This is a genomic window from Sphingomonas sp. ASY06-1R (assembly GCF_052180265.1).
Classification (GTDB): Bacteria; Pseudomonadota; Alphaproteobacteria; order Sphingomonadales; family Sphingomonadaceae; genus Sphingomonas_I.
This window is the reverse complement of the sequence record NZ_CP197464.1, coordinates 810887-823264: the sequence shown is the minus strand read 5'-3', so window position 1 is coordinate 823264 and position 12378 is coordinate 810887. Positions and strand designations below refer to the sequence as shown.

General features: G+C 64.7%; 9 protein-coding genes. 3 read left to right on the top strand and 6 right to left on the bottom strand.

The genetic code is table 11. The features are described 5' to 3' along the window. Window positions 1-7 precede the first annotated feature (7 nt). The 4 genes from ACSBM8_RS04160 to ACSBM8_RS04145 are packed head-to-tail and all read right to left on the bottom strand — an operon-like array spanning window position 8 to window position 3035. Complete coding sequence (locus tag ACSBM8_RS04160) at window positions 8-493, bottom strand: pyridoxamine 5'-phosphate oxidase family protein (RefSeq protein WP_442680397.1); 486 nt, start codon at window positions 491-493, stop codon at window positions 8-10. A 60-nt stretch (window positions 494-553) separates the two neighbouring features. Then, a complete protein-coding gene (locus ACSBM8_RS04155) occupies window positions 554-1777 on the bottom strand; it encodes a mechanosensitive ion channel family protein (protein WP_442680396.1) in 1224 nt (407 codons plus the stop codon). Window position 1778: 1 nt separating this feature from the next. Then, window positions 1779-2801, bottom strand: coding sequence for a DNA topoisomerase IB (locus ACSBM8_RS04150; protein ID WP_442680395.1), 1023 nt, complete (start codon window positions 2799-2801; stop codon window positions 1779-1781). Window positions 2802-2855: 54 nt separating this feature from the next. Then, a complete protein-coding gene (locus tag ACSBM8_RS04145) occupies window positions 2856-3035 on the bottom strand; it encodes a hypothetical protein (RefSeq protein ID WP_442680394.1) in 180 nt (59 codons plus the stop codon). A 111-nt stretch (window positions 3036-3146) separates the two neighbouring features. Between ACSBM8_RS04145 and ACSBM8_RS04140 the strand changes: the two genes are divergently transcribed. Beyond that, window positions 3147-5126, top strand: a complete 1980-nt coding sequence (locus ACSBM8_RS04140; protein WP_442680393.1) for an autotransporter assembly complex protein TamA — start codon at window positions 3147-3149, stop codon at window positions 5124-5126. Continuing rightward, window positions 5126-9322: a translocation/assembly module TamB domain-containing protein gene (locus ACSBM8_RS04135; RefSeq protein ID WP_442680392.1), complete on the top strand. Its 4197-nt coding sequence runs from the start codon at window positions 5126-5128 to the stop codon at window positions 9320-9322. The genes ACSBM8_RS04140 and ACSBM8_RS04135 overlap by 1 nt, the downstream gene beginning before the upstream one ends. Before the next feature lie 138 nt (window positions 9323-9460). Here the strand turns inward: ACSBM8_RS04135 and ACSBM8_RS04130 are convergent, their stop codons facing one another. After that, window positions 9461-9814 (bottom strand): hypothetical protein, encoded by a 354-nt coding sequence (locus tag ACSBM8_RS04130; RefSeq protein ID WP_442680391.1) that lies wholly within the window; start codon window positions 9812-9814, stop codon window positions 9461-9463. 81 nt (window positions 9815-9895) lie between these two features. Here ACSBM8_RS04130 and ACSBM8_RS04125 point away from each other — a divergent pair, with 81 nt between their 5' ends. Then, window positions 9896-10282, top strand: coding sequence for a hypothetical protein (locus ACSBM8_RS04125; RefSeq protein WP_442680390.1), 387 nt, complete (start codon window positions 9896-9898; stop codon window positions 10280-10282). Window positions 10283-11025: 743 nt separating this feature from the next. Here ACSBM8_RS04125 and ACSBM8_RS04120 read toward each other — a convergent pair. Continuing rightward, window positions 11026-12297 (bottom strand): multidrug effflux MFS transporter, encoded by a 1272-nt coding sequence (locus ACSBM8_RS04120; RefSeq protein WP_442680389.1) that lies wholly within the window; start codon window positions 12295-12297, stop codon window positions 11026-11028. Window positions 12298-12378 lie beyond the last annotated feature (81 nt).

Here is a 12378-nt window from a genome sequence, read left to right as displayed (position 1 = left end):
AGCGCGCTTACAGCGTGACCTCGGCCACATTGTCCTTGTAACTCTGCTTCGGGTCCTTGCCGAGCAGACGCGTCAGCATCGCGCCGATCGAGCTTCCGCCCAGCCACAATTCCGCCTTTTCGGTATCCAGGCGCAGCAGCGTCAGCTTGGGGTCATTGCGGCCGCCTTCGAACCATGCCTCGACATGCGGATTCCACAGCCGGTCGATCGTGGCTGCGTCATTGTCGACGTTCAGCGTGCCGTGGATGCTAGCAAACAGGTCATGGCCCTTGCCCGTATAGGTCGCGATCGCGCGGTTCGACGATCCCGCCAGTGCGGTCGTCAGGCCGTTGTCGTTGGTCGTGAAGAAATAGAGCGGGCCGCCATCATCTTCGAACTGTGCCGTCATCGGCTGGGTATGCCCGTCGCGTGCATCGACCAGTCCCAGCATCACGAACGGCGACGACTTCAGATCTTTCCAGAAGCGGGCTTCGATTTCGGCAGCATCAGCCATAGTGTATCTCCTTGCTGCAAACCCAACCGGCGCGACCGGCCGCGGTTCCCTCCGACGGCGTCAGTCCGGCGCAATCTCGCCGCTGGCTGGCGGATGCGTGATCGGACCGCGCGGCGGCACCGCCAAACTCGGTTCATATTCCGGCGCGGCCGTCTCCGGCGGATCGATCGGCCGCCCGTCCGCCCTTGCACTGATCTCGACCTGCGTCGGGAAGGCTAAGTCGATGCCAGCCTCGTGGAACGCTTTGAGGATTCCGATCGACACGTCGTTCCGGGCGGTGAACACCTCGTCATACAGTTCCGATCGGACATCGAACTGAAGTTCGAAGTCCAGGCTCGACGCGCCGAAATTGGTGAGGCCGCAGCGTATCAGCGCGCACTTGTCGTGTCGCTCGACGACGTCGCGAACGATGGCGGGCAAGCGCTCGCACAATTCGGGCGAAGTATAATAAGCCACGCCCAGGGTCATCACGATCCGGCGACGCGCGAGCCGCGCCATATTGTGCAATTCCTTGTTGAGCAGGTTGGTGTTGGAGATCACCACCTCCTCGCCGGTGACCGCACGGATCCGCGTCGTCTTCAGGCCGATCGCCTCGACCGTCCCGCTGGTATTGTCCCACTTGATCGAATCGCCACGCTGGAACGGCCGGTCGAAGATGATCGACAAGGCCGAGAACAGATCGTCGAATATTCCCTTGGCGGCAAGGCCGATGGCGATACCGCCAATGCCGAGACCCGCGACCAGGCCGGTGACGTTCACCCCCAGATTGTCGAGGATCAGCACGATCGCGATCGCGAACAGGGTGATCGTCACGAGCAGCCGGATGATGCCGATCGCCGAGCCCAGTGCGCCGGGCTGATCGCCACCGGCACGATATTCGATCACGCCCAGGATCGCCTCGCGGACCCACAAAGCGCCCTGGAGCGCCGCCGCGATAGTGAAGAGCACGTTGATCGTCTGCGCCAGCAGCGGCGGCGGGAATGCATAGCCCGACACCAATTTCGCCGCGAACAAGGCGATGAACCAGGGCCGCGTCGCCGCGAACACCCGCCCGATCGTCTGCGGCCAATGCGCATTGCCCAGGCGCTTGCGGCACAGCCGAACGCCCGCCCAACGGATCGCATACAGGACCGCAGCGATCAGCAATCCCGCGCCCAGCGCGATGGTGACCTGCAGATAGTGGCTCAGCGCCCAGGCGATGCTTTCGTCCCACAGCATCTGGATGCTGCTGCCCGACACGCGCAGCGGCGCGGTCGCCGCCGCATTGTTCGTCGTCACCGGCATCTCAGGCGGCCTGGGCCTGCTTTTTGCCTTCCCGCGCAAGCTCGTCGAGGAAGGCGATCAGCGCACGCTCATGGCTGTCCAGCCATTGCGTCGCGCGCGGCAATTTCAATTCACACAATTCGCTCGCATCGCCGCCGCGGCACAGCTCGATCAGTGCAGGGTGGACATAGGATTTGCGGCTGATTGCGGGCGTGTTGCCCAGGGCCGCGGCCACCGCCTCCAGCATCGTCTTCAGCGCCGGCTTGCCGTCCTTGGCCGTGGTCAGGATATGCTCGAACGCCAGCAGGCTCGCGCCCCACGTCCGGAAATGCTTGGCGGTGAAGTCGCCACCCGTCGCCTCGCGGATATAGTCGTTGACCTCGGCCGAGCCGACCGGCTGCGCCGCGCCGGCATCATCCAGATATTCGAACAGATGCTGGCCCGGCAGATCCTGGGTGCGGCGTACGATCGATGCCAGCCGCCGATCCTGGATGGTCAATCGCTGCTTCTTGCCCGATTTGCCCATATATTCCAGCTTCAGCGTCCCGCCGCTCACCTTGGCGTGGCGGTTGCGCAGCGTGGTCGCGCCGAAGCTCTTATTCTCCTTGGCATAGGCCTCGTTGCCGACGCGGATATGCCCCAGGTCGAGCAGGCGCACGACCGCGGCGATCACCGTATCGCGCGCCAGTTTGCGGCCCGCCAGATCCGCCTCCACCTTGGCCCGCAGCTTGGGCAAGGCGCGGCCGAATTCGGCGCAGCGCTCATATTTGTCCGCTTCCTGCGCGGCCCGGAAATCCACATGATAGCGATATTGCTTGCGCCCGCGCGCATCGACGCCGGTCGCCTGGATATGGCCGTTCGGAAAGGGGCAATACCAGGCCTTGATATAGGCCGGCGGCAGCGCGATCGCGTTCAGCCGATCGATCTCGTCCCGATCCTTGATGCGTTCGCCGGACGCGAGGAAATAGGCCCAGCCATGCCCCGCGCGCTGTCGGGTGATGCCGGGTATCTTGTCGTCGACATGACGCAATCGTGCTGTTGCCATAGGGCTTGAACGTGATCCGTCCTGCCTCGTTCCGCCGTGGCGTGGCGAACCGGCTTAGCGGTTGATCCTTTTGCGGTCCTGCAACCAGATCAGCACCGCCAGGACGGTGCCCGCCGCCGCGCCCGCCAGCACCCCGATCGTCGGTTGTCCGCTCACGCCCCCCGCAATTGCGCCGATCAGGATAGCGAGGGCAATGAACGCGCCGCCGGCGGCGCTCGGGGTTTTGGTGGCCATGTGGCTTTCCTGCCAGTTTTCCGAACTTTCCGCCAGTTTTACGGGATGACATGTGTGCGGGGGCGGCAAAGGACGCTGGCGGCCCGCGCGGTCCTTCATTAGGACGGGATCATGGTCCCCGTCTCGCCGCGGCACGCTTCGCGTTTATCGGTCGCGGCGGCCCTCCTCCTCTCTGCCTTCGCGCCGCTTCACGCCCAGGACGCCGCCGCCGCGCCGCCGCCGCTGATCGATATTCCGCCCGTCCAGACCGCGCCGAGCGACATGGCGCCGATGCCCGATCTGGGGGTCGACTGGCCCGATCCCGCGAAGATCGATGCCGCCCCCACCGTCGGCGCGACCGAGGTGCAGGGTACCGTGGCGGATCGGCTCAAACGCTATCGCGTCATCCTGGAAGGCGCCGACGATCTGGGCAGCGGCTTCAAGACCCGCTTCAATCAATTGTCGGCGCTGGTCACCAATCAGGGCAAGCCCGCGAACGCCGCCCAGATCAATCGCCGCGCGCGCGATGACGAGGAACTGGTTCGCCAGCTGTTGGCGGCGGAAGGCCATTATGACGGCCGCGTCGCCGCCACCGTCAGCTCGACGCCGGGCGATGCCGAAACCATCGTGCGCGTGACGGTGCGGCCGCGCGACGCCTATCAGTTCACGACGGTCACCTTGCCGGGCCTGGACGCCGCCGGCACCGAAGCGGCCGCTTTGGCCGGCAAATTCTCGGTCAAGGCGGGCGACGATGTCGATGCGGACAAGGTCCTGGCCGCGGTCGCCGCTTTCCAGGCGACGCTCGGACGGGAAGGCTATCCCTTCGCCAAGGTCGGCGAGCCCCAGGTCGCGATCGATCATCAGCTCAACAAGGCGACGCTGACGCTGCCCGTATCGCCGGGCGTGCGCGCGCGCTTCGGGCGGATCGTGCCGACCGGCCAGAAGCAGACATTCTCGGCCGAACATCTCGCCATCATCGCGCGCTTTCACCCCGGCGAACGCTATGACGCCGCCCGGCTGGAGGATCTGCGCCGCGCCCTGATCGCGACCAGCCTCGTCTCCGCCGTCACGATCACGCCCCAGCCGACCGCCGATCCCGGCGTCGTCGATATTGCCGTCCATATCGATCGCGCGCCGGCGCGCACCGTCGCGGGCGAGCTCGGTTACGGCACGGGCGAAGGTGTCCGCGTCGAAGCGTCATGGCAGCACCGCAACCTGATCAAGCCCGAAGGCGCGGTCACCTTCCGCGGCGTGGCCGGGACGCGCGAACAATCGCTGGGCGCGGTGCTGCGGCAGAGCAATTTCAACGCGCGCGATCGCATCCTCAACGCGCAGATTGTCGCCTCCCACAGCAATTTCGATGCGTATGACGCCAAGACCTTCACGGTCGGCGCCAGTATCGAGCGCCAGACCAACATCATCTGGCAAAAGACCTGGACCTGGTCGCTGGGCAGCGAATTCGTGGCGACCCGCGAAAAGGACACCGTCGTCGCGACCGGCGCGCCCCGCCGCCGCACCTTCCTGGTCGCCGCCGCGCCGACCAGTCTCGGCTATGATGGATCGGACGATCTGCTCAACCCGACCCGCGGCTTCCGCCTGTCCGGCCGGCTGTCGCCCGAATTGTCGCTGCAGTCGGGCACGCACGCTTATGCCAAGATGCAGATCGACGCGAGCGGCTATCAGCCATTGGGCGACCGGGTAGTGATTGCCGGGCGCGTGCGGTTCGGCTCGATCACCGGCGTCTCGCGCGACAGTATCGCGCCGTCCCGCCGTTTCTATTCGGGCGGCGGCGGTTCGGTACGCGGCTATGGCTATCAGAAGATCGGGCCCGTCGATGTCGATAACGATCCCGTCGGCGGGCGTTCGCTCAACGAATTCGCGCTGGAGGCCCGCGTCCGCTTCGGCGCCTTCGGGGTCGTACCGTTCCTGGATGCGGGCAATCTCTACGACAGCAGCCTGCCCAAATTGACCGGCCTGCGGTACGGCACGGGTCTGGGCGTACGTTATTATTCCAGCTTCGGGCCGATCCGCGTCGATGTCGGCACGCCGCTGGATCGCCGCAGCGGGGAATCGCGCGTGGCGGTCTACGTGTCGCTCGGCCAGGCCTTCTGATGACCGACGCGATTGCCCCTACGCCGGAAAGCGACGAGGCGGTGCGGCCCGTACGTCCCCGCCGCCGCTGGCGGATCCTGCGTGGGATCGGCATTGCGATTGCGTCGCTGATCGCTTTGCTCCTCGCCATGGTCTGGAGCATCGACACCCAGCCTGGCCACCGCCTGATCGCGGATCGCATTGCCGCGATGCGGCCCAGCAGCGGCCTTCGCATCAAGATCGGTCGGATCGAGGGGTCGATCTGGCGCCGCGCAACCTTGCGCGACGTCCGCCTCTACGATCTCAAAGGGCAGTTTTTCGAGGCGCCGGAAATCAAGCTGGATTGGCACCCGTTGGACTGGGCCAAGAATCTGCTCAACATCGATCGGCTGGCCGCCCCCTTGATCATCCTGGATCGGTTACCGGTGCTGCACAGCAAGCCGGGCAGCCCGATCCTCCCGGGCTTCGATATCCGCATCGCCGCGCTCCAGGTGGATCGCCTGAAGGTCGGCGCGGCGGTGGGCGGTCACGCCGAAACCGTGCGCCTGGTCGGCAAGGCGCATATTCATGGCCGCCGTGCGATGATCGGTTTGCGCGCGACCAGCACGGCGCGCGACCGCGTGCTGCTCGATCTGGACGCAGAGCCCGATGGCGATCGCTTCCATCTCATTGGCGCGCTCGATGGTCCCGGCGCGGGCATCATCGCCGGACTGGCAGGCGTGAAGGAAGCGATCACGCTGCGCATCGGCGGCCGCGGCACCTGGCACGTCTGGGATGGCGCGGTCCATGGCACGCTCGGCGGCAAGCGCTTCTCGGATCTGGGCATCGGCGTGCGCAACGGCCGCTACAGCCTGGCCGGCACGATCGCGCCGTCCAACTTCCTCAAGGGCAAGCTTCAGCGGCTGACGGCGCCCCAGGTCAGGGTCGCCGGCGCGGGCACGCTCGTCGATCGGCGCCTGAACGGCCATCTCAACCTGGCCTCCCCCGCCCTCCAATTCGCGGCCGCCGGCGCCATCGATCTCGGCAACTCGGCCTTTTCGCGCCTGTCGCTCGACGCCAGGCTGCTCAAGCCGCCGGCGCTGTTCCCCAACATGACCGGCCGCGACGTCCATCTTCATGCCACGCTGGACGGGCCGTTCCGGACGACCAGCTTCCGCTACACGCTCGCCAGCCCGCACATCGCCTTCGACACCACCGGGTTCGACAATATCAAGGCGACGGGCGAAGGCCGCTGGTCGGCGGCGCCGGTCGCGGTCCCGATCAAGCTGCAGGCGGCCCAGGTCACCGGGCTTGGCACGGTGGCGGGCGGGATCCTGCGCAATCTGGCGGTCGGCGGCGTGCTGCGCGTCGACGCGAAGACCGTCGTCGGCCAGGATCTCTCGCTGTCGTCCGACAAGTTGAAGGGCAAGCTTCAGCTCCGCCTCGATCTGGTCACGGGCCGCTACGATATCGCCATTGCCGGTGGCTTGGCGCGCTATCTGATCCCGGGATTGGGCATTGTCGACGTGCAGACCAAGGTGACGGTGCTGCCCGGCCCCAACGGCGTCGGCACCATCGTCTCCGGCACGGGTCAGGCGATCGTGCGCCGCTTCGACAATGCGTTCCTCGCCAGTCTGGCCGGCGGCAATCCGCGCATCGACACGCGCCTCGTGCGCAGCACCGATGGCGTCCTCCATTTCTCCAATACCGTGCTGACCGGTCCGGCAATCCGGATCGTCGGCGCGGGCATCCGGCGGCGGGACGGCACCTTCCAGTTCGATGGCGCCGGCAAGCAGGCGTCCTATGGGACGTTCAAGCTGCAGCTGGATGGCGCGATCGATCATCCCAAGGTGGACTTGCAGCTCGACCGCCCGGTCGAGGCGCTGGGCCTGACTCAGGTGGCGCTCAATCTCGATCCCGTTCCCGAAGGCTTCCAGTTCCGGGCGGCGGGCGGCTCGCTGGCCCGGCCGTTCCAGGCGCATGGCCTGATCCGCACCGCGCCCAACCAGCCGACCGTCATAGACGTCGCCGATCTGGCCGTGTCCGGCACCCATGCCAAGGGTGCGCTTACCTCCGGCACCGCAGGCTTCACCGGGCGGCTCGATCTTGCCGGCGGCGGGATCGGCGGGTCGATCGGATTTGCACCGCAGGGCACGCTGCAGCGGATTGAGCCCCACCTGACCTTCACCAATGCGATCATCGCCAGCGCCCAGCCGATCAAGATGCGACGCGGCCGTGCCGATGGCGCGATCCTGCTGGATCCGGCGGGCAGCGTGGTGGACGGTACGTTCCGCGCCTTCGGTTTCTCGCGTGGCGCGCTGTCGCTCGCCCGGGTCAATGCGGAGGCGCATTTGAAGGCGGGGCTTGGCACCGTCGCCGTCACCGCGGCAGGCACCCGTCGCCGCGCCTTCGATCTCAACGTGACCGCGCGCCTTACCCCCGGCCATATGTCGATCACCGGGACCGGCAATGTCGAGGGCAAGCCGATCACCTTGTCCGGCCCGATCGAGCTGGCGATGAGCGATGATGCGTGGACGTTGGCGCCCGCGCGGATTGCCTATGCCGGCGGCAATGCGACCCTGGCGGGCCGCTTCGGCCGCACCTCGGCGCGGATCGAAGCCGGGCTCGAACATATGCCCTTGGCCTTGCTCGACATCGTCAATCCCAATCTCGGCCTGGGCGGATATGCCAGCGGCAAGCTCAATTTCCAGCACGATGCCGGGGGCGCGCCGACCGGGCGCATCGACGTGGCGGTACGCGGCATCACCCGGTCGGGCCTCGTCCTGAGCTCCCAGCCGGTCGATCTGGGGCTTGCCGCAGTCCTGACGCCGCGCGGGCTGGCCGGCCGCGCCGTCGTGGTCAGCAATGGCCGGGTCCTCGGTCGCGGCCAGGCGCGTGTCGCCCCGCTTCCTCCCGGCGAAGACATCATCTCGCGTCTGTTCGATGCGCCTTTATTCGCCCAGATCCGCTATGCCGGGCCGGCCGACACGCTGTGGCGCCTGATTGGGGTCGAGACGATCGACGTCTCCGGTCCGATGTCGGTTTCGGCCGATATTGGCGGCACCCCCGCCAATCCGCGCATCAGCGGGCGGCTGGCGACCGACGGCGGGCGCATCGAAAGCGCGGTCACCGGCACGATCATCGACGCGATCAAGGCGACCGGCAGTTTCGACGGGTCGCGCCTGAATATCGATCAGATGACCGGCCGCGCCGGCAGCGGCGGCACCGTCAGCGGCCGCGGCAGTTTCCAGTTCGGGGCGGGCAAGGGTCTCGGCATCGATCTCGCCATCCAGGCGCAAAATGCCGTTCTGCTCAACCGCGACGATATCGGCGCCACCGTCACCGGCCCGCTCACGCTGAAATCCAGTGGCAATGGCGGCACGATCGGCGGCGATGTGCGGATCGAAAAGGGCCGCTTCCGTCTGGGCAGCACCACCGCTGCGGAGGTGCCGCATCTCAACGTCACCGAACTCAATCGCTTCGATGACGATGATGACGATAATGTGCCGACGCGGCCCTGGAATCTCGATCTCAAGGCACGCGCCAGCAGCCGCCTGATGGTCACCGGTTTGGGTCTCGACAGCGAATGGCGGGCGGATCTCACGATCAAGGGCGCGGTCGACAATCCCGCGATCGGCGGCCGGGCGGATCTGGTGCGCGGCGGCTATCAATTCGCCGGACGGCGCTTCAATCTGGATCGTGGCGCCATCCGCTTCACCGGCGAGGCCCCGCCCGATCCGGTGCTCGACATCACCGCACTGGCCGACATTCAGGGGCTCAACGCGACCATCCACGTCACCGGCACCGGGCTGCATCCCGATATCGCCTTCCAGAGTACGCCGGCTTTGCCGGAGGACGAGCTCTTGTCGCGGCTGCTGTTCGGCACGTCGATCACCAACCTGTCGGCGCCTGAGGCCCTGCAGCTGGCGGCGGCGGTGGCGGGCCTGCGCGGCGGCAGCGGGGGCGGCCTGAACCTCGATCCGATCAATGCGATCCGCAAGGCGGTCCATCTCGATCGCCTGCGCATCTTGCCCGCGGACGTGACCACCGGTCAGAAAAGCGCGATCGCGGCGGGCAAGAATGTGGGCCACCGCACCTATGTCGAATTGATCACCGACGGTGCCGGCTACAGCGCCACCAGCGTCGAATTCCGCATCACGCGCTGGCTGTCCGTCTTGTCCTCCATCTCCACGATCGGGCGCCAGAGCGTCAATCTGCGCGTGTCGAAGGATTATTAAGGAAAATTGGTAGCACGCTATCGGCCGCTCAACTCAAAGCGGGACAGCAAATCAGCCTGGTATTGAGCCCATAAACGACCGCTTCGGCGCAACAGCTGAACGACCAAGATTGGTGGGCAGCGGACGTTAGATTATGGTTCAATTTAGATGCGGGCGCGTCGCTGTGATCCAAGCAACGAAGTCTGGATTCTGAACGAGTTCGCCGTCCTCAGCAAACCGGTAGGAGCCGATCTCGCCTGCATCTATTGCGGCGAGCACGGGTGCGATTGTGTAGGCTTCGCCATCGGTTTGAATGAGCTTGATGCCAGCCCGCTCCGAAACGCCCTCGACGGTACCAAACACTTGCTCGCGTCCAACAAGATTACCTGCATTGTCGAGATGCGTAATCCCGATAAAGAGCGTCGCCCCAATGAGGTCGTTGGCAAGTTCCTGATCCCACTCTTGACCAGGATCGAGCGGCTCATAACGGTCAATGTCGTCTTCTTCATTCATGCTAACAGCGTAACTTGGCGCGTCACATCTGCAATAGGGGTCGCTTTCGGTCACTCAACGCGCTTGGCGTCGGACCTCTGAATGTGGTGGGAAGCGCATTGTCCGGGCGGGCCGATCAGTTATTTAGCTTCGATGGACCTAACGCTGGTGAGCGGTGGCATCTTGCGGGATGGAGGATCGATATTCGCTGACTTCCGGCGTGAAGACGGATCGCTGTTGTCGCTCCTGCTCGAAGTTAACGAGACACCTGAACCGGGCGAGGAACGCCACTTCCGACACCTGCACGTAGGCTCCACAATCCAAGATGCCTGCGACCATTCAACGATCATATCGAAGGGGAGCGAACAGGAAGCGAAGTTGCTTGTTGAGCTTCACCGCTGGGCTAAAAGCGGCAAAGTCGCGGCAGACGAAGAGGCCGTCGCATCCTTGAAAGAACTGCTCGCCCACCTGACAACTCGCAACGGCTAAATGTCTAAAATTGAGGCGAATGCCGACAGTCCCCATTTATGAGTTTCCGGCCTAGCGTGCTGTTATCCAACCGAAGCAGGATGGGGAGGGAATTACCGAGAGGTCCTATATAGATTTTTAGTGTGTTGGTCGTCGTGAGCGAGGATCTCACGACCAAAAAGTGCTGGCTCGGCGTAAGCGTGGTCTGAAGGCCGCGGAACGGTGATAACTGGCGGTAAGCCGACCGGCAGCTATCTGCTAGCTTCTACGCTCCCGTCAGCGTTCCAGTATTGCCACGGCCCAGCCTCTTTCCCATCACGGTAGACGCCTGCCGCAGCGAGTAGGCCGTTCTCATGGAAGTCCCGCCACGCTCCGTCTTCAAGGCCCTCCCGGTAGATCCCTTCAGTCGCAAGCGTGCCGTTCGGGTGAAATGCTTGGAACAGCCCCTCTCTTATCCAGCGCGAGCCATCAGCCGACAATTTGCGGGCGTAGCGATAGCGGATGCCGCCTTCTTCGAATGGTATCTCTGCAACTTGGAGGTCGCTCATGCCAAGAATATGACCGGTCAGTTAAGCGGCCGCAACTGGGCGAACGCCGACAGTCCGCATGTATGAGTCTCCGGCCTGGCGAGCATCGCGTGAGCTTCCAGGTATCTGTCGGTATGAAGGCGAACTACGCGAGCAGCCCTGCAGCGCCAGAAAATGCGGCCTGGCTGTTAGCGCGGCACGGCATCGACAGCTAATCGCGACCTCTCGAGGAACTGCTCAGTGGAAGGCCGGCTCCATCGAGAGCGGCGCATTATGCGACCGAAACAATTTGCCGCGTTCCGTGATGAGCACGACCACCAGCGCCGCGATCCCTAGCAGCAGGAAGCCCAGCGCCAGCGGTACGACCGTCCCGTTAAAGGCCTGGCCGACCGCCAGGCCCAGCAGCGCGCCGCCGCAGGTCGAGACGAACCCCTGTACCGACGATGCGGTGCCGGCAATCTCACCAACATTCTCCATCGCCATCGATCCGAAATTGGATCCGATCAGGCCGAAGCAGAACATCGTGGCCCATTGCAGTAGCGCAAAGCTCAGCATCGTTTCATGACGCGTCATCGCGACCGCGACATGCACGCCGCTGACGACGATCATCCCAAGTAACGCCGTGTGCGAGACCTTGCGGGTGCCGAACCGCTCCACAATGCGCGAATTGATGAAGGCCGAGACCGCCATCGACAGCCCGACGCCCGCGAACACGGCCGGGAACCAGTTCGATGCGTGGAAGATGTCGGCGAAGATCTGCTGCACCGAATTGATGAAGCCCATCAGCGCGCCGAAGATCAGCGTCATCGCGATCATATAGCCCAGCGCGGTACGCTCGCGGACCGTTTGCAGGATCCCCTGCCCGATCGCGCGCGCCGACAAAGGCCGGCGATATTCGGGGTGCAGCGTCTCGCGCATCAACAAGCCGGAGATGGTGACGACCACGCCCGCAAAGCCGGCCAGGAAGAAGAAGATCAGCCGCCAGCTTCCGAACAACATGATCAACTGGCCAAGGCTGGGCGCCATGATCGGCACCGCCAGGAAGATCATGAACGATATCGACATCACCCGCGCCATCTGGCGACCCGAAAAGCAATCGCGCACGATCGACACGGTCAGCACCCGGCCCGATCCACCGGCAATGCCCTGGAACAAGCGCGCGACCAGCAAGGATTCAAAGCTTTGCGACAGACCGGCAATGATGCTCATCGCCGCGAACAGCAGCAGGCTGACGACCAGGATGGGCTTACGGCCATAGCTGTCGGACAGCGGACCATAGATGATCTGGGAAGAACCAAAGCCCATCACATAGACGGCAATGATCCATTGTTGATGATTCTCGGTCGAAATATTTAACGCCCGGCCAATTTCCGGCAGCGCGGGAAGCATCGAATCGATGCCGAAGGGCGTCACTGCCATCAACGACGCGATCAGTGCGACGAACAGCCCGAAAGCCATGCCGGGCCCGCCGCTTTGCAGCGCGGGTTTTGCTTCCAGGGGTTCTTGCATCGTCCGCATATGCGGCTTTTGCCGCGGTGCGACAAGGACGACGCGCATAAAAATGGCCGCGAACCCGAAGGTCCGCGGCCA